The organism is Erwinia sp. V90_4, assembly GCF_029967685.1.
Lineage (GTDB): Bacteria > Pseudomonadota > Gammaproteobacteria > Enterobacterales > Enterobacteriaceae > Erwinia > Erwinia aphidicola.
The window spans coordinates 1-19,130 of record NZ_JASCAQ010000046.1 but is presented as its reverse complement, the minus strand read 5'-3'; the positions used below and the strand labels follow the sequence as shown (position 1 = coordinate 19,130).

Here is a 19,130-nt window from a genome sequence, read left to right as displayed (position 1 = left end):
AGCTTACAGGCTGTTGCATCCTTCATATCAGGAGAATGATCATGAGTAATTTAGAACATCGCCAGCTGGGCCGCAGCAAGCTTCAGGTTCCGGTGCTGACTTTTGGTGGCAACGTATTTGGCTGGACCGTCGACGAAAAGACCTCTTTTTCGCTGCTCGACGCGCTGGTGGAAAAGGGACTCAATTTTATTGATACCGCCGATGTCTATTCACGCTGGGCGCCGGGCAACAAGGGCGGCGAGTCAGAGGTGATTATTGGTAACTGGCTGAAGCAGAGCGGCAAGCGCGACAAAATTATTCTCGCCACCAAGGTTGGCATGGACCTCGGTGATGGCAAAACCGGCCTCGCGCCGCACTATATTCGTCAGGCGGTTGAGGCATCGCTCAAGCGCCTGCAAACCGACTATATCGACCTCTATCAGGCGCACCGTGACGATGCCGATACGCCGTTGCAGGAGACGCTGGCGGCGTTTGATGCGCTGATTAAAGAGGGCAAGGTGCGGGTGATTGGTGCTTCTAACTACTCCGATGAACGTCTGGAGGAGGCGCTGAAAGTCAGCAGCGACAATGGCCTGGCGCGCTACGAGACTCTGCAGCCGGAATATAACCTTTACGACCGTGAAGGCTATGAGAGCGGGCTGGAGAAAGTCGCGAAAGATCACGGACTGGGGGTGATTAACTACTACTCGCTGGCCAGCGGTTTCCTCAGTGGGAAATACCTGAGTAAAGAGGACGCCGCGAAAAGCGCGCGCGGGCAGGGCGTGGTCGAGAAGTATCTTAACGATCGCGGGCTGAAGATTGTGAAAGCGCTGGTAGAGGTGGCGGAGAAACATCGCGCTACGCCGACGCAGGTGGCACTGGCATGGCAGATTGCCCGCCCGAGCATCACCGCTCCGATCGTCAGCGCAACATCCCTGGCACAGGTTGAAGAGCTAAGCAAAGCGGCGGTGCTGAAGCTGAAGGATGACGATTTGCGCCTGCTGTCGGAAGTGAGCAGTTATTAAAAAAACGGGTCGGGCATGCCCGACCCCTACGAGGGATTTCAAGGTCTGAAATCAGCGGGATGAGGGATTCGTAGGGGCTGACCCTCTTTTCCGGTCAGCCCGCCCGCACCGCACGAGTGAAAGGGCCGATCGAAAAAGATGATCGACTCCTACAGGCGGGCCAGCCCGCAACCGCATCAAATCAGCGGAACATCACCTGCGCCCAGCGTGCCAGCCCGGCGGTGACCGAGCCGAAATCATCGCCGCTGGCCAGCGGGATATCCGGCAATTGCTGCTGCAGTGCGGCACGCAGTACCGGGGATTTGGCGCTGCCGCCGGTGAGATAAATGACGTCAGGACGGGTGCCGCTGGTATTTAACGCCAGCGTCACCTGCTCCTGGATCCGCTCTAACGGCTGGCTGATAGCCGTCTCTAATCCCGCCACGCTAATCCCGGTTTCCAGCCCGCTCTCGATAAAGTCCAGCGCGGTCAGCACCTCGCTCTGCTGCGACAGGGCAATTTTGCTCTCTTCCGCCGCGCGCACCAGGCGATAGCCGAGATGCTGTTGCCACACTTTCAGCAGACGCTGCACCTTTTGCGGCTCGGCCGCGTCGCGGATCAGGTCCTGCAGCAGCTTGCGCGAAGCTGCGGCGTAAAAATCACTCTGCGCCGGAACGTCGTTAATCGCCACGGCATTCCACCACGGCAGCGCGGGCAGGCCAGTGCCCTTCACGGTTTCCCCACCAAGGCCCAGCAGCGGCATCAGCTCTTTAAACGCCAGCATAATGTCGAGATCGTTTCCGCCAACGCGGCAGCCGCTGTGGCCCAGCAGGCTCTGCTTACGGTCGGCTTTATCATGCCACTGCGGCCCCATCAGCAGCATCGAGCAGTCGGTGGTTCCCCCGCCGATATCCACCACCAGCACGCGCATCTCTTTGCTCAGCGTGGCTTCAAAATCCAGCCCGGCAGCGACCGGTTCAAACTGGAATACCACATCGCTAAACCCGGCGCGGCTGGCAGCGCGTGCCAGAATACCTTCAGCCTGCTGGTTGGCATCATCGCCGCCCAACCCCTGGAAGTTGACCGGGCGGCCAATCACGGCCTGCGTCACGCTGTCATTCAGCGCGCTTTGCGCAGAATGGCGAATTTGCAGCATCATCGCGCACACCAGGTCCTCAAAGAAGGCCACCTGCTGAGGTTTCAGGCCGCTGGCACCGAGGAAGGATTTTGGTGATTTAACAAACCACACCTCCTCCGGGTCATCCATATATTGCGCCAGCGACGCCAGCCCGAATTTCACGCTGCCCGGCAGCACTTCGATATCTTCCTCACGGTTAAAGGCGAGGGCACGGCGCAGCAGCGCCTGGTTTTCCGCCTGCGGAGTCGGCACCTGGTGGTGACGGAACAGCCATTCACTGACGGCATCGCGGGTCGGCGCACACAGCATTGAAGGTAAATAAGGCGAGCCCTGCTCTAACGGCAGCAGCTTTGGTGCGCCGTTTTCCATGATGGCAACCGAGCAGTTTGCCGTACCGTAGTCGAAACCGATAAACATCGTTTCCTCCGCTGAGTGTGAAAAAAGGGGGCGACTTTAGCCTGTGTGCGGGGGCGGCGCAAGCGGCAAGTGTGGCAATACACAGCAGAGGCGTTAACAGCGCGCTCTGCCGCAGCGGGCTGAGATTAATATCTGCGAATAGTATTTTTACGATTTAGTTATCAATGTGATGTTCTGAGGTTCTCAGAGGTATTACCTTTGCTAGGTTGATCGTGTTTATTTTTTTAATGACAGAGAGGCACGGATGAACAAAGCGCGTAAAAGTAAGCTGGAGGAGATCATCCAGCCACTGATTCAGTTCTGGGAGCATAGCGAGGATCCCTGGGCGGTAAAAGATAATAAATCGCAGTATGTTTATGCAAATTCACGCTATCTTGAGTTAGCCAGTCTTCCAGTTAATTATAAAATAGAAGGGCATTTTGATGACGAACTACCGAATGCTCATCATGTAGACGCACCCTTATTTCAGCAACAGGATCGCATGGTTGAGCGCAAGAAGGACAGAGTGACCGTTGCAAGAATTTACCAATTTAATCGTCACTCCTGGTTTCAGCCTTGGTACTTTGATAAATTTCCTATCACAGATGGTGCCGGCATTTGCCTGGGTACCTTCTCTCACTGCCGCCCGGTAGAAAATATTATCGTTAACCGTATGAAGCAGATAAAAATTCGCTCCTGCATATCGTTCAACCGCCCGTCGGAAATTTTCACAGAGAGAGAGTGGGAGCTGGTTTTTTATGTTATTCAGGCATTTTCCAGCAAAGATATTGGTTCTATGCTGGGCATATCCAGCGGCACCGTGGATAACTCATTAAACAGAATCTATCTCAAATGCGGCGTGTCGAGTAGAAGAGAGTTAATTGATTATTGCATTGCAAATAACTTCGATAACTACGTGCCAAAAAATTTTTTCTGCAAAAAATAAACAAATAGCCTGAGGTTTGGGCGCTTCAGGCTATTTTACCAACGCTAAATTTTATTTCTTCTTTTCCTGACTATCCTTTCACCATTAGGCCTAAAGTAGCGTGATGGCCAGATGACTTCCGGGCTGATACCTATTGCCTGTGCTATTATCTCCTCACCTTTTGCCCAGTTGCGTGACAACGTATTGGTCAGGGTGCCAGAGGCCAGGCCGTGTTGACGAGAAAGCTCAGCCAGGGAACCGTGTATTTTCCGCACCTCAGCCATAATCGTTTCTTTATGCCAGTCTGAAAAAGAGGCGCCAGCTTGATTTTTCATTTTTTCATTCCTTGATTAAACAGCTGCTTAATTTAAGCATTTGGCCAGTTTAAACAAGGATGAAGAACTCATGTGAATACCTCTAACGGAGAAAATTACCGCTCGTCATCGGTCACTTAATCGCAAAATAGCTGTTCACCAGCAGCGTAGATAATGGCTGGGGTGCGGCGATGGCATCGCCCCACACGGCATCAATACCGATTGATGACAGAGTATTAAGCGCGGCGGGCAGGTCGACCGGGCCGGCCAGCGTCAGGATCCCCTGGCGCTGGGCGTGACCGTGAATAATTGACACCATCATTTCGTCCATCAGATTACAGTGGACGTTACTGACCAGTTCCGGGGCGAGGATCAGGTAATCAATCTCATCAGCGGGCAGCTGATTGAAGGCATCAAGATTGCGGCCAAAATCGCGCAGCACGATGCGGCAGCCGGCAGCGCGCAGGCGGCCGATATTAGCATGCAGGCGCTCGTCCGGCTGGCTGAGCACATCGGCATTGATGGTGAACCACAGCAGATGATCCGGAACGTTATAGCGCCCTATCATCGCCAGCGCGTCACTGATAAAGGCATCCTCACGCAGCCCGAAGCCGGAAAGCGGCAGGGCCAGCGTCAGCGACTTGCCGATTACTCCCTGCGCATAGTGCTGGAAAAACTCACTCATCAGCTTGCGGTCGAGCGCAACGAACAGCTCACCATCCTGTAAGCCAGCGCGGAAGCTGGCCTCATCAATCTCATAACCTTCCGGGGTAAACAGCTGCATCTCCGCCAGCCAGAAGCTGACCGCATGAATTTTGCGCGGCGGGGCGGCGGCGCGGATCTGCAGGCGCATCGGCTGCTGGGTGATAATCTGCTCATTTTCAATGCGGCTCATCACTGGCTTCAGGCGCTGGTGCAGGTGATTTTCATACACCGACAGTTGACCCCGGCCGTTATGCTTAGCGTTATAGCAGGCGAGGTCGGCCTGGGCCATCAGCTCGCTGGCGCTGGCATTCTCCCGGGTAATCACGGTTAACCCGGCGCTGGCCCCGACGCGGTGCAGGCGGCCCTCCCAAAGAAAGCGATGCTGGTTAACGGCATCAACGATGCGGCCGACCGCCTCACTGGCTTTCTCCATGCTGCACTCCGCCAGCAGCACGCCGAATTCGTCGCCGCCGAGGCGGGCAAGGAAATCCGTGCCGCGCAGGTGATGCTGCATCACCCCGGAGATTTCGCGCAGCAGCGCATCGCCCGCCGCGTGGCCTGCGGTATCGTTCACCGCCTTAAAGCGGTCGAGGTCGATAAACACCAGCGCATGCTGCACCTGATGCTCGCTGGCGCTGGCGATCAGGCGTTTTAGCTGACGCTCGAAGCTGACCCGGTTCGGCAGGCGCGTCAGCATATCGTGCGAGGCGCTGTAGCTCAGGCGCTTCATCATCTCCCGCGACTCGCTGACGTCCTGAATTACCATCACGCTGCCGATTTGCTCGCCTTGCAGTGTGCTCAACGGCGACAGGCTGTAGTGAATGGCGTACTGCTCGCCGGAGCGGTTATGCAGCACCAGCTCGGCGTCAAAGTCGCCCGGCGTTTTTTCCTGCGGCACATCGCACTGCAGCAGATTATCCATGCGGGGGCCATGGCTGCCGTGGGTGATACGCAGAATATCACTTAGCGGCCTGCCGGAAGCCTGATGCTGCAGCCAGCCGCTCATCTTCTCGGCCACCGGGTTCATAAAGATGACCCGCATCTCTTCATCGGTGCTGATCACCGCTTCGCCGATGGCGTCGAGCGTGATGTGCATCCGCTCTTTTTCCTGATACAGCGCGTCGGTCAGCAGGCGCATAGCGGTGACATCCTGGTTAATACCCAGCATGCGTTCGACATTGCCTTTCTCATCCAGCACGATGCTGCCCTGGCTGCGGATGTAGCGAATGCCAGTGGCGGTTTCAATACGAAATTCCACGTCCGCCGGGGTGCCATTTCTGGCAGCATCATCAAAGACTTTAATCGCCATCTCCCGGTCGGCGGGGTGCAGGCTGTTTACCCATGTCAGATAACTGGCCTGCATCGCACTGGGTAACTGATAGATCTGGAACATGCGCTTATCCCAGCTCATGGTGCCGCTATTAAAATCCCACTCCCAGACGCCAATCCCGCCCGCCTCATTCGCCAGCGTGATGCGTTCCATCAGGCGCTGGTTGACCTTTTCGGTCTGCTTCAGGCCGGTGATATCTTCGATCTGTGCGATGAGATACAGCGGAGTGTGCTCGCTGTCGCGCACCAGCGACACCGCCAGCAGCGTCCAGACAATCTCGCCGTCCTTGCGCAGATAGCGTTTTTCCATGCTGTAGTTGTCGACCTCTGCCGTCAGCAGCGCATGCAGCTGCGTCAGGTCGGCGTTGAGGTCGTCCGGATGGGTCAGCTGCTGGAAGTTAAGCGACAGCAGCTCTTTCGGGGTGTACCCCAGCAGTTTGCACAGGGATTTATTGACCTGTAACCACTGGCCGGAGGGGGAAACCAGCGCCATGCCGATGGCGGAAAACTCCATGGCATGGCGGAAACGCGTTTCGCTCTCCGAGATATGTTTGCGCTCTTCGCGGAAGGAGTGCATCACCAGCGTCATCATATGGCTGGGGATCAGCGCCAGCAGGAAGGGGACCCAGGGCATGGAGAGCAGCTGGCGCGCGGTGGTGTCGGTGGGGATCAGCTGGAACACCAGCATCAGCGACATCATCGATACGGTGGCGAGATAGACCACAAAAGCTTCCAGGCGCGGCAGGCGAACCGCGCTGTAGAACAGGATCACAATCACGAAGGTAAATGGCCAGGGCGCATAGCGCAGCGTGACCCAACACAGCGCCAGCGTGGCGGTCAGCGTCAGCAGGGCTTCAAACAGCACATTTTGACGCAGGTGGCGGCGCACATAATCGCGCTGCCACAGCAGGCAGACCGGTCCGATTGCCAGCATGCCGACCACTTCAGACATGACCCAGGTCGTAAAGAAGCGCAGCGAGGCATGACCATGAATGTCCAGCAGCCAGCTGGCCAGCAGCCCGCCGACCAGCGGGGTGAAAATCCCCACGGCCACCAACATTTTACTCCAGCTTAATAACGAGCTAAGCGGCGCATGGCGATCGAGCAGCAGGCGCAGCAGAGCGCCGCCGAGCAGCGCCTGGATCAGGTTGATCAGCGGGAAGAGAAGGTTAGACAGAGCCGGGCCAATCACCAGCGCATTGGCGCAGGCAACGCCCAGCACGCAGCCGAGTAACAGCAGCGGCAGCGTGCGGCGTGGGTTGCGGAACACCACGATGGTCATCAGGGCGGTAGAGAACCAGAGCGGGGAGATCTGCCCGCTGACCTTAATCAGTTCCAGGCAGTAAAACGTGACGACAAAACTCAATACCCCCAGCAGCCCGACGTTAAGCCAGGGTTGGGGAGAGGTCTCGGGGCGGGGCAAAGTTTCTATCGTCATCACACATCCAGCACGGCGCCGATATAGGCGTAATCTTAATAACTTTTGCCATGCTAGCATAAGAAATAAGCGATGCAGCGCGCGAAATACAAAGATGCCTGTATTCGGACGATTGACCGGCGATTGTGGCCGCGCGGGGCGGCCAGTGAATCTTGTTACTGGCGCAGCTTCAGCAGCTCTTCGCGCGTCCAGGCATGGTCGATGCCGGCTATCTGCACCGACAGACGCTGTAAAAACTGCTGAGTGGTGGCGATGCGCCCATGACCAATCAGCAACAGCGGCAGCAGCAGGGCAATGCACAGCTGGACGGGGGAGAATCCGTGCGGGCGGATGCGGCGCTGGCTGACGAGGAAGGCGGTGCTGAGGGTGAAACCGAGGATCAGACCGCAGATGACTTCGCTGGTGGAGTGGTAGTTAAGCACCAGGCGTGAAATCCCCACCATCAGCGGGATCAGATAGCCGACAACCAGCGCCAGCCCGCGCCAGAAGTTGCTAAGGCGGCCGCTCAGCAGCCACAGCATCACCGGCCACAGGGTGGCAGACATCGCGCTGTGGCCGCTGAACCCGGTAAAATTAAAGCGTGCGCTGCCGATGCCAAATCCGAGAAAGGCAATTTTAGACAGACTAACTACTGCACCCGCCGCGCAAAACGCCAGCACCCAGTACCACGCGGTGCGCTTATCGTCACTTTTCCAGTGCAGCAGCAGCGCCATAATAATGGCGGTCGGGATCAGCAACATGCTGTCGCCAAAGTAAGTCAGGAGATGAATGAGATGCCAGGACACGCTGTTTCCTTTTGCTGTTTTTCTGCTGTCCAGTTTAACGGTGAAAGCATTTGTCGCCTAACGGGAAAGTCCGAAAACAGCAAGGGCGCTTTTCTCTGGCATCAGAGCGGCTAACTCCCTATAATTGCGGCGTTCCATCCAGGTGTATTCATACTTTTTAATATCGTCTCAAAATCAGGTCTTTAATATATGACTGACAAGTCACACCAGTGCGTCATCGTAGGTATCGCGGGCGCATCTGCCTCGGGAAAAAGTCTTATTGCCAGTACGCTGTATCGTGAAGTGCGCGATCGGGTGGGTGATGAAAACATCGGCGTTATCCCAGAGGATGCCTATTACAAAGACCAAAGCCATTTAACCATGGAAGAGCGGGTCAAAACCAACTACGACCACCCGAGCGCCATGGATCACAGCCTCCTGCTGCAACATCTGCAGATGCTGAAAGCAGGGCAGCAGATTGAACTGCCGGTCTACAGCTACGTTGAGCATACCCGCACCTCGCAAACGATTATTCTCAAACCGAAGAAAGTGATTATTCTTGAAGGCATTCTGCTGCTGACCGATGCGCGCCTGCGCCAGGAGATGAACTTCTCCATCTTCGTCGACACGCCGCTGGATATCTGCCTGATGCGCCGTATGAAGCGTGATGTTAACGAACGCGGCCGCTCGATGGATTCGGTCATGGCACAGTATCAGAAGACAGTGCGCCCGATGTTCCTGCAGTTTATCGAACCGTCCAAACAGTACGCCGATATCATCGTGCCGCGCGGCGGTAAAAACCGCATTGCTATCGATATCCTGAAAGCAAAAATTAATCAGTTCTTCGAATGATCGAAGCGTCAGCTGGAGTAGCGCAATGAGATTATGTGACCGCGATATAGAAGCCTGGCTCGACAACGGCAAGCTGGGCATTGAGCCGCGCCCGCCGGTTGAGCGTATCAATGGAGCAACCGTTGATGTGCGTCTGGGCAACCAGTTCCGCACCTTTCGCGGCCATACGGCCCCCTTTATCGATTTAAGCGGCCCTAAGGATGAAGTCAGCGCAGCGCTTGACCGCGTGATGAGCGACGAGATTGTGCTGCCGGAAGGGGATGCTTTTTATCTTCATCCTGGCGAGCTGGCGCTGGCGGTGACGTTTGAATCCGTCACGCTGCCTGACGATTTAGTCGGCTGGCTGGACGGGCGCTCTTCGCTGGCGCGCCTTGGCCTGATGGTGCACGTTACGGCGCACCGCATCGACCCTGGCTGGCAGGGTCGCATCGTGCTGGAGTTCTATAATTCAGGTAAGCTACCGCTGGCGCTGCGCCCCGGGATGCTGATTGGCGCACTCAGTTTTGAGCCACTTTCCGGGCCGGCTGCTCGTCCTTATAACAGCCGCCAGGATGCCAAGTACAAGGGTCAGCAGGGTGCCGACGCCAGCCGGATAGATAAAGACTAGCGGACAGATGTCAGGCCCAAGAGATTTCAGGTTGCAGGAAGGCAGCCAACACACCTGCAATTTGAAAGATGAAGGGTTTAAGGAGTAGGCATGAAAAGATTGATAACCACACTGGCCATCCTCCTGGTGGTGATGGTGGCAGGAATGACTGCGTTAGTGGTGCTGGTCAATCCGAATGATTTTCGCGCCTATATGATCCGTCAGGTCGAGCAGCGCAGCGGCTATCAGCTGGCGCTGAACGGTGAGCTGCGCTGGCACGTCTGGCCGCAGCTCAGCATTCTTTCCGGCCCGATCACCCTGACCGCACCCGGTGCGGCCCAGCCGATTGTCCACGCAGACAATATGCGCCTCGACGTCAACTTACTGCCGCTGCTCTCCCATCAGCTTTCCGTTAAGCAGGTGATGCTGAAAGGGGCGGTGGTGCGCCTGACGCCGGACAGCGAAAGCCAGCGCCCGGCAGATGCACCGATTGGCCCGGCCAGCGACAACAGCGAGCTGTCGGTGGATGAGGTGACGCGCGGCTGGCGCTTTGATATCTCCCGCCTGCGTATCAACGACAGCCTGCTGGTCTGGCAGCAAAATAACGGCGAGCAGCTTAACGTGCGCGATTTTAATCTGTCGCTCGATCAAACTCAGCCGCGCCAGGCACACATTGAATTCAGCAGCCGCATCAACCGCGATCAGCGTGAACTGCAGCTGCACTTTGATGCCGATCTCGATATCACCGATTACCCGAAGCACCTCAGCGCGTTGGTTAACCAGCTTGATTACCAGCTGAAAGGGGCCGATCTGCCGCAGGAGGGCATCAAGGGTAAAGGGCAGATGAAAGCGCGCTGGGCGGCAACCGCTCAGCGTTTCGAACTGAGCGATTTCAGCCTCAGCGCCAACGACAGCACGCTGGCCGGTACCCTTTCGGGCACCCTCGGCCAGCGGCCGCAGCTGTTGGCCGATCTGCACTCGCCCAGCCTGAATCTTGACTCGCTGTTCGGATTTGTCGCCGATGCCGAGGACAGCACCAGCGGGTCAGATCAGCGCAGCGGGCGCGGGCCGGTGATCTCCAGCACTCCTGAATCTGATAATGCCGATTCGGTGCTGAACGCGATGGACGGTGAACTGACGCTGGCGGTGGATCAGCTGCGCTGGCGCGGTATGCCGTTCAGCAAGGTTGCGGTGCATGGCGTGAGTAAAGACGGGCTGCTGACGGTGGACAACTTTAAAGGGCAGTCTGAAAACGGCAGTTTCTCGCTGCCCGGGACCGTTGATGTGCGTACCGCCACGACGCGCGTGACGCTGGCTCCTGAACTGCATCAAATCAATCTGCCACCGCTGCTGAAAAGTTTCGCCATGCCGGACACCGTCAGCGGCGTTCTGTCGCTAAACGGCAATTTTACCGGCAGCGGCCTGAGCGTGGATGACTTTAAACGCCAGTGGCGGGGCAAAGCCCAGCTTAGTGTGGAGAATGCCCAGTTCGCCGGGCTGAATTTCCAACAGCTGATTCAGCGTGCGGTGGAAAATAGCAGCAGCAAAGTGCACGGCCAGGGCGATGAGAATATTCCGGACCTGCAGTCAATTACCGGCAGCGCCACCTTGAACAATGGGGTGATTGATTTCGGCACGCTGGATGCCCGCTCGAACCTGCTGAACTATACCGGTGCGGGCAGCGTTGATTTGGTTAAGCGGGCGCTGGATGTGCGCTTTGGCGTCACGGTGACGGCGGGCTGGAGCGGCGACGACACGCTGGTTAAACGCCTGCAGCAAACGCCGGTGCCGCTGCGCATTTACGGTCCGTGGTCAGCGATTAACTACAACCTGAAGGTGGATGATGTGCTGCGCCAGCAGCTGCGTGACGAAGCGCGCCAACGCCTGAAAGAGTGGATTGGCCGCAACCCGGACAGTGACAAAAACAGCGATGCGAAAAAGTTACTCAAGGATATGTAAAAGCTGTAGGGGTCGACCATTTTTTGCGGTCGACCCGTGCGGATGTTTGCACCGGGCGGACCGAAAAAGAGGGTCCGCCCCTACAGTTAGCATTATGGGGTGATATTTAACGGAACGATCTGCACTTTCTGCACCCGGTGGCTGTCCACCTGCAGGGTACGGAACAGATACTGGCCGACCTCCACCTCTTCTCCCTCCTGCGGCACGTGCTGCAAATGTTCCATCAGCAGGCCCGCCAGGGTGTGGTACTCACGCTTATCATCCAGTTCCAGCGGCAGATGCATGGCTAAATCATCCAGCGGCATATGGCCGTTGGCGGTCCAGCTGCCGTCGCTGTGCTGCTCAATATCATAGCGCGGGTCGGTTTTCTCCCCCTCATTGGGCAGATTACCGGCAATGGTTTCCATGACGTCACTCAGCGTGACCACGCCCTCGACCGAACCAAACTCATCGACCACAAAGGCAAAGTGGGTACGCGCGTTGCGAAACTGCTCCAGCGCGGGCAGCAGGGAGAGCTGCTCCGGGAACACCAGCGGCTGGCGAATTAACCCCCGCAGGTCGAGATCGTTGCCGTGCAGCGCCTGCTTCAGCAGGTCAATGACATGGACCACGCCGAGTGGGTCGTCATTGCCCTCGGTAATAATCAATCGCGTGTGCTGGTTATTATCCAGCAACGCCATAATTTGCTGCGGCGTTTCGGCGAGATCAATATGCTCAATATCGTGGCGTGAAGTCATAATGCTGCTGACGCTGCGCTGGCCCATGGCCAGCACGCGTGCAATCATCATGCGCTCCTGCTTATTAAAGATCGCTTTACGCCCTGGATTATCGGCCACCAGCGAGGCGGTTTCAGCATCCAGCTCTGACTCTTCATGATGCCCGCGCAGCAGGCGCAGAACGGCTTCTGCGGTGCGTTTGCGCAGCGGGGCATTGCCTGACAGGAAACGTCGGCGGTTAAAGTGCGCCAGCTGGTTAAGCGCTTCAATAATTACCGAGAAGCCAATCGCCGCGTACAGATAGCCTTTCGGGATCGCGTAGCCAAAGCCGTCAGCCACCAGGCTAAAGCCAATCATCAGCAGGAAGCTCAGGCAGAGAATAATAATCGTGGGGTGGCCGTTGACGAAGCGGGTGAGCGGCTTACTGGCCAGCAGCATCAGCAGGATTGCGATAATCACTGCGGCCATCATCACGGCCAGGTGGTCTACCATTCCGACGGCAGTAATCACCGAGTCGAGTGAGAATACCGCATCCAGCACCACGATTTGCGCCACCACTGGCCAGAAACGTGCGCCACGCTTCTGCGGCCCCTCTTCATCATCCTTGCCTTCCAGCCGCTCATTCAACTCCATGGTGGCCTTAAAAAGCAGGAATAATCCGCCGACCAGCATGATCAGGTCGCGTGCACTAAAGGGGTGCGCGCCCACGCTGAATAATGGTGCGGTCAGTGAAGAGAGCCAGGAAATTGAAGCCAGCAGCAGCAGGCGCATCACCAGCGCCAGCAGTAATCCGGTTACGCGCGCCCGGTCGCGCAGGGCAGGGGGGAGTTTTTCCGCCAGAATGGCAATGAACACCAGGTTGTCAATGCCCAGCACCAGTTCCAGTACCACTAACGTGACCAGGCCAGCCCATATTGACGGGTCGGCGATCCATTCGAACATTGTTTTCACCTGAACAGCATTTGCAATATTTCAATGATGGGACGCTTTGCCGGGCATTTCAACCTGCAACGGCATTTCTGCGCCTTTTGCTTAGCAGGCTGGCGAACAAAAAAACAGCAATCACGCTGTGTTATTAACCCATTACTTCCGAAATTCTTAATCTGATGGCTTTCAGGAATAATCGTATAGGGGCTATCTGATTAAAGCGTGATACTTAACGGGTAATAACGCACCGAGCAGGATTAGTCTTAAATTGCTATATGGGCTAATTCCGAATTTTACTGTGTAAGGGGTGGGGCTATGAGTGGTACTGACACAGTCGTAAGGTAGTCTTATTCCTAAAAGAAGGTACGGGCGCAGGGAGCCTCTTGTAAACAGGCCAGTTATAACTAGTATAGCAACGTGTTACTGAATGTCTGCGTGGATGTTGTATTTAGCGCAGTGCTGAGCGGTTGGATGTTGATTTATGTGATTCGACACGCAACTTGCTGATAAACGCTAAAGCCTGCCGTAAGAGATGACGGGTGAACAACATGGTACGGAAACATTTACAGCGCATTGGCAGCTACAAGCCAGGGGCGGTAGCGTGTCCTGACGAGTCTTGAGACTGTTCAGGAAGCGCCGCGGACAGTAAACGTTTATGTTGATTTTATTGCCAAAATCTCTTGCCGCTATGCAGCTATAATGACCTTTTTGCCAGACTCCCTAAATAAGTTTCCTGTGTAATAACCGCCGTGTTGCTAAGACACGCATCTTCAGGTTTGAAACCAATAAAACACAGGCTTCCTAAGATAAAAATTACGAGTTAACTATGCGCGATATTGAATTTACCTTTAAAGGGTTGTTAATAAAACTGTCATTGGCTCTTTCAGATCTCATCTGTTTTAATGCAGCACTGGCAATTGCCATTATGCTGATTAATAGTTTGCCTGGTGATATTCTGTCAGAAATACCGGCTCACGATCTAAACCTGAAAATAGCAACACATATTTTACTCTCTGTAGTTTGTGTTGGCTGGTTCTGGGTGAGATTACGCCATTACACTTACCGCAAGCCGTTCTGGTTTGAGTTAAAAGAAGTCTTCAGAACAATTCTGGTGTTCTCCATTGTTGATCTGTCGATTAGCGCACTGTCCAAATGGGAACTCTCCCGCTGGATCTGGGTATTAACCTGGCTGCTGGCGATGGTGATGATTCCAATCGGGCGCTCGGTAGTGAAACGCGTGCTTAACCGCAACAAGTTATGGAAGAAACAGTCCATTATTCTTGGCAGCGGTAAGAATGCGGAAGAGGCGTATAAAGCGCTGCAAAGCGAAGAAGTGATGGGCTTCGACGTGGTGGCATTCTTTGATGTTGACGGTAGCCAGCCCGCTCTGGAGCTGTTTGGTATTCCGGTACTCAAAGATGAGCAGCAGCTATGGTCACTGGTAAACAGCGAAACGCAGTTTATCGTGGCCGTGGAATATGAGCAGAGCCAGTCGCGCGATCTGTGGCTGAAAAATCTGGCTAAGCATAACTGCCGTTCTGTTTCGGTCATCCCTTCTTTACGCGGCGTTCCGCTTTATGGCACGGATATGGCATATATCTTCAGTCATGAAGTGATGATCCTGCGCGTAAATAACAATCTCGCCAAGCGCACTTCGCGTTTCCTGAAACGCAGCTTCGATATTGTGGGTGCGCTGAGCATTATCACCATGCTGATGCCCGCATTGGCTGTCCTGATCTTTATGGTCTCCCGCGATGGTGGGGCGCCTATCTACGGTCACGAACGCGTGGGCCTTAACGGCCGCAAATTCAAATGTCTGAAGTTCCGCTCAATGGTAGTGAACTCCAAGGAGGTTCTGGAGGAGGTGCTGCGAACCGACCCGGCAGCGCGTGAAGAATGGGATAAAGACTTTAAGCTGAAAAATGACCCGCGCATTACCCGCGTTGGCCATTTCATCCGCAAAACCAGCCTTGATGAACTGCCGCAGCTGTGGAACGTGGTGCGCGGTGAGATGAGCCTGGTGGGTCCACGTCCGGTGATCGAAGCCGAACTGGAGCGTTATGCGGGGGATGTTGATTACTACTTTATGGCTAAACCAGGCATGACTGGATTGTGGCAGGTGAGTGGGCGTAACGACGTGGACTATGAAACCCGTGTTTACTTCGACTCCTGGTACGTGAAGAACTGGTCACTGTGGAACGATATCGCCATCTTATTTAAAACCGTCGGCGTGGTGTTGAAACGCGATGGGGCTTATTAAAACGAAGCCAGGGGGCTAAAGATAATGACCAACAGTACCAGTGCCTGATTTGAGCAATTAGCTACTTTTAGACGCTACACAGCGGCGGTCTCGCCACTATCATTCAAATTACTGATAGCGATGAACTAGATGATTACAATCAAAACTAAATTGATACCCCTGCTGGTATCGGCAGCACTCCTTTCCGGCTGTACTATCGAGCCGGGCAGTCATCTCTCCACCATGGGGAAAGATGTCGTCAAGCAACAGGACAGCGACTTCGACATTGATAAATACGTCAATGTCTACCCGCTGACGCCAAGCCTGGTAGAACGCATGAAGCCGAAGCCCGTTGTGGCGCAGGCCAATGCCGGTCTGCAGCGCGAGGTGCAGAACTATGAATACCGCGTTGGTGTGGGCGATGTCCTGACCGTGACCGTCTGGGATCACCCGGAACTGACCACGCCAGCCGGTCAGTATCGTAGCGCCAGCGACACCGGTAACTGGGTACATTCCGACGGCACCATCTTCTATCCGTACATCGGCCGCGTGCGCGTTGCCGGCCGTACCGTGCAGGAAGTGCGCGATGAGATTGCCCGCCGTCTGGCGCAGTACATCGAAAGCCCGCAGGTGGATGTCAGCATCGCCTCGTTCAAATCGCAAAAAACTTACGTGACCGGGGAAGTGACCACCTCTGGCCAGCAGCCAATCACTAACGTGCCGTTGACGATTCTGGATGCGATCAATGCCGCGGGCGGTCTGACTGCCAACGCCGACTGGCGCAACGTGGTGCTGACGCACAACGGCCAGGAGCAGCCGATCTCGCTGCAGGCGCTGATGCAGAATGGCGACCTGTCGCAAAACCATCTGCTCTACCCGGGCGACATTCTCTATGTGCCGCGTAATGACGATCTCAAAGTGTTTGTGATGGGTGAAGTCAAGCAGCAGGCCACGCTGAAAATGGACCGCAGCGGTATGACGCTGTCGGAAGCGCTGGGTAATGCACAGGGTATGGACCAGACCGTGGCAGATGCAACGGGCGTCTTCGTTATCCGTCCGATTCGTGGACAAAACCGCAGTAAAATCGCCAACATCTATCAGCTTAATACTAAAGATGCCGCCGCGATGGTAATGGGAACTGAGTTCCAGCTAGAACCTTATGACATCGTTTATGTCACCTCGACGCCTCTGGCACGTTGGAACCGCGTGATTTCACAGCTGGTCCCAACCATCAGTGGTGTTTACGATGCGACACGAACCGTGCAGACGCTTCATAACTGGTAACCCTCGGGGATCATTATGATTAATTCAATCTTAGTCGTTTGTGTAGGCAACATCTGCCGCTCCCCGACCGGGGAACGGCTGCTGAAAACCGCACTGCCTGAGAAGAATATCGCTTCCGCAGGGCTGGGCGCTCTGGTTGATCACGCTGCTGACGAAACCGCCAGCAGCGTGGCCAGTGAGCATGGTGTGTCGCTGGAAGGTCATGCGGCACAGCAGCTCACCTCGAACATGTGCCGGGATTATGACCTGATCCTGGTGATGGAAAAAAAACATGTCGACCAGGTGTGCCGCATCAACCCCTCCGTACGTGGCAAAACCATGCTGTTTGGACACTGGATCAATCAGCAGGAAATAGCGGACCCGTATAAGAAAAGCCGCGATGCCTTTGAAGCCGTGTACGGAATCCTTGAAAACGCTGCCCAGAAATGGGTCAACGCATTAAGCCGATAGTTGGGACCTCCATGAAAATAAAAAGTAAGGCACCGTCAGCGCCTAAAGACGATTCTAGCGGATTCGATCTGGCGCACCTTGTGGGACAACTTATTGACCATCGCTGGATCATTGTGGCTGTCACAGCGCTGTTTATGCTGATGGGCACGCTGTACAGCCTGTTCGCAACACCGATTTATAGCGCCGATGCAATGGTGCAGGTGGAGTCGAAAAACGCCAACACCGTCCTGAATGATTTGACGCAGATGATGCCGAATTCACAGCCGGCCTCCGCGACCGAAGTGGAAATCGTGACCTCGCGTATGGTGCTGGGCAAAACGGTTCAGGACCTTGGCCTCGACGTGCTGGTGCAGGAAGACTTCTTCCCGCTGATCGGTAAAGGTTTGTCGCGCATGATGGGCAACAAACCGGCGCAGATCGCCATCTCGCGCATGAAAGTGCCGGCGGTGTGGGAAAAGCGTCAGTTGACCGTTGAAGTTGATGGCCCGGACAGCTACACCGTCAGCAAAGATGGTGATGAGCTGTTTAAAGGTAAAGTGGGTCAGTTCGAGCAGCACGGCGATGTCACCATGCTGGTCAGCGACATTAAAGCGGATGAGGGTACCAGCTTCACCGTGACCAAACTCAGCGACCTGCAGGCGATCAAACTGGTCAGCAGCAACCTGACCGTGGCCGATATGGGTAAAGACACCGGCGTGCTGGGCCTGACCTATAACGGTGAAGATCCGCAGCAGATCAGCCTGGTCCTGAACCAGATTATTAACAACTATCTGTATCAGAACGTTGAGCGTAAATCTGAAGAAGCCGAGAAGAGCCTCGAGTTCCTTAAGCACCAGCTGCCGGAAGTGCGCGCTAAGCTGGACCAGGCTGAAGATAAGCTCAACAGCTACCGTCGCCAGAATGACTCGGTGGATATGTCGCTGGAAGCCAAGTCGGCGCTCGACTCTTCCGTCAGCATCCAGAGCCAGCTGAACGAGCTGACCTTCCGTGAAGCAGAAGTGTCCCAGCTGTTCAAGAAAGATCACCCAACCTACCGTGCGCTGCTGGAAAAACGCCAGACGCTGGAAGATCAGCAGAAAAAGCTGAACGGCAAAATCAGCCAGATGCCGCAAACCCAGCAGGAAATCGTGCGTCTGACGCGTGATGTGCAGGCCGGGCAGGAGATCTACATGCAGCTGCTGAACCGTCAGCAGGAGCTGAACATCAGCAAAGCCAGCACCGTCGGTGATGTGCGTATTATCGACCATGCGGAAACTGCCGGTACGCCTGTGGCACCGAAGAAACTGCTGCTGATTGCCGCCAGCCTGATTGTTGGCCTGGTGGTCTCCGTAGGCGTGATTCTGCTGAAGGCACTGTTCCACCACGGTATCGACAACCCTGAGCAGCTGGAAGAGCTGGGCCTGAGCGTTTACGCCAGCGTGCCGCTCTCCGACTGGCAGCGTAAGAAAGATGCTGAAGCGCTGGCCAAACGCGGCCTGAAAGCCAAAGCTGACCCGCACAACACGCTGCTGGCGCTGGGTAACCCGACCGACCTCTCTATCGAAGCGATCCGCAGCCTGCGTACCAGCCTGCACTTTGCGATGATGGAAGCGAAAAACAACATTCTGATGATTACCGGTGCCAGCCCGGGGATTGGTAAAACCTTTATCAGTACCAACCTGGCGACACTGGTGGCTCAGGCCGGTCAGAAAGTGCTGTTCATCGATGGTGATATGCGCCGTGGATACACCCACGACCTGCTGGGTGCGGAAACCAAAAGCGGTTTGTCGAACATCCTGTCCGGTAAAACGCCGCTCAGCAGTGAACTGGTGCAGCACGGTCCGTACGGCTTTGACTTTATCGCCCGCGGCCAGGTGCCACCGAATCCGTCCGAACTGTTAATGCATAACCGCATGAGCGAGCTGCTCGACTGGGCCAGCAAGAACTACGATCTGGTGCTGATCGATACGCCACCGATTCTGGCTGTGACCGATGCCTCCATCATTGGCAAGATGGCAGGGACTTCACTGATGGTGGCGCGTTTCGAAACCAACACCGTGAAAGAGGTCGAGTTCAGCTACAAGCGCTTCGCCCAGAATGGTATCGATATTAAAGGGGTGATCCTCAATGCCGTAGTGCGTAAGGC

14 protein-coding genes are annotated in these 19,130 nt (G+C 55.5%); 9 read left to right on the top strand and 5 right to left on the bottom strand.

From position 1 onward, the window contains the following. The first annotated feature begins 41 nt into the window (after positions 1–41). Positions 42–1,004, top strand: coding sequence for an aldo/keto reductase (locus QLG07_RS11635; protein WP_099755259.1), 963 nt, complete (start codon positions 42–44; stop codon positions 1,002–1,004). Between the two features lie 181 nt (positions 1,005–1,185). Here QLG07_RS11635 and yegD read toward each other — a convergent pair whose 3' ends face one another. Continuing rightward, positions 1,186–2,538 (bottom strand): molecular chaperone, encoded by a 1,353-nt coding sequence (gene yegD / locus QLG07_RS11630; RefSeq protein ID WP_282469260.1) that lies wholly within the window; start codon positions 2,536–2,538, stop codon positions 1,186–1,188. 244 nt (positions 2,539–2,782) lie between these two features. Here yegD and QLG07_RS11625 point away from each other — a divergent pair, with 244 nt between their 5' ends. Continuing rightward, positions 2,783–3,463: a helix-turn-helix transcriptional regulator gene (locus QLG07_RS11625; protein ID WP_282469259.1), complete on the top strand. Its 681-nt coding sequence runs from the start codon at positions 2,783–2,785 to the stop codon at positions 3,461–3,463. A gap of 44 nt (positions 3,464–3,507) precedes the next feature. Here QLG07_RS11625 and QLG07_RS11620 read toward each other — a convergent pair whose 3' ends face one another. From QLG07_RS11620 to QLG07_RS11610, 3 genes are all read right to left on the bottom strand, one after another. Then, positions 3,508–3,777, bottom strand: a complete 270-nt coding sequence (locus tag QLG07_RS11620; RefSeq protein WP_282469258.1) for a helix-turn-helix transcriptional regulator — start codon at positions 3,775–3,777, stop codon at positions 3,508–3,510. A 112-nt stretch (positions 3,778–3,889) separates the two neighbouring features. Beyond that, on the bottom strand, positions 3,890–7,228 hold the full coding sequence (locus QLG07_RS11615) for a diguanylate cyclase (protein WP_282469257.1): 3,339 nt from the start codon (positions 7,226–7,228) through the stop codon (positions 3,890–3,892). A gap of 155 nt (positions 7,229–7,383) precedes the next feature. After that, a complete protein-coding gene (locus QLG07_RS11610) occupies positions 7,384–8,013 on the bottom strand; it encodes a phosphatase PAP2 family protein (protein ID WP_282469256.1) in 630 nt (209 codons plus the stop codon). A 189-nt stretch (positions 8,014–8,202) separates the two neighbouring features. Between QLG07_RS11610 and udk the strand changes: the two genes are divergently transcribed. The 3 genes from udk to asmA all read left to right on the top strand — a co-directional run bounded on the left by udk (position 8,203) and on the right by asmA (position 11,389). Then, positions 8,203–8,844 carry a uridine kinase gene (udk, locus tag QLG07_RS11605; RefSeq protein WP_048915568.1) on the top strand — a complete coding sequence of 214 codons (642 nt, stop codon included), beginning with the start codon at positions 8,203–8,205 and terminating at the stop codon, positions 8,842–8,844. 25 nt (positions 8,845–8,869) lie between these two features. Next, positions 8,870–9,451: a dCTP deaminase gene (dcd, locus tag QLG07_RS11600; RefSeq protein ID WP_048915569.1), complete on the top strand. Its 582-nt coding sequence runs from the start codon at positions 8,870–8,872 to the stop codon at positions 9,449–9,451. A gap of 90 nt (positions 9,452–9,541) precedes the next feature. Further along, a complete protein-coding gene (asmA, locus tag QLG07_RS11595) occupies positions 9,542–11,389 on the top strand; it encodes an outer membrane assembly protein AsmA (RefSeq protein ID WP_099754598.1) in 1,848 nt (615 codons plus the stop codon). Positions 11,390–11,481: 92 nt separating this feature from the next. Here the strand turns inward: asmA and QLG07_RS11590 are convergent, their stop codons facing one another. Then, positions 11,482–13,047, bottom strand: coding sequence for a TerC family protein (locus QLG07_RS11590; RefSeq protein ID WP_099754597.1), 1,566 nt, complete (start codon positions 13,045–13,047; stop codon positions 11,482–11,484). 811 nt (positions 13,048–13,858) lie between these two features. Between QLG07_RS11590 and wbaP the strand changes: the two genes are divergently transcribed. The 4 genes from wbaP to QLG07_RS11570 form a co-directional block, all read left to right on the top strand. Beyond that, positions 13,859–15,292 (top strand): undecaprenyl-phosphate galactose phosphotransferase WbaP, encoded by a 1,434-nt coding sequence (wbaP, locus tag QLG07_RS11585; protein WP_048915572.1) that lies wholly within the window; start codon positions 13,859–13,861, stop codon positions 15,290–15,292. Between the two features lie 129 nt (positions 15,293–15,421). Next, positions 15,422–16,555, top strand: a complete 1,134-nt coding sequence (locus tag QLG07_RS11580) for a polysaccharide export protein (protein ID WP_048915573.1) — start codon at positions 15,422–15,424, stop codon at positions 16,553–16,555. 15 nt (positions 16,556–16,570) lie between these two features. Beyond that, positions 16,571–17,005, top strand: a complete 435-nt coding sequence (locus QLG07_RS11575; protein WP_048915574.1) for a protein-tyrosine-phosphatase — start codon at positions 16,571–16,573, stop codon at positions 17,003–17,005. Between the two features lie 11 nt (positions 17,006–17,016). Then, positions 17,017–19,130: polysaccharide biosynthesis tyrosine autokinase (locus QLG07_RS11570; protein WP_282469255.1), on the top strand; the 2,114-nt coding region annotated here is incomplete at its 3' end.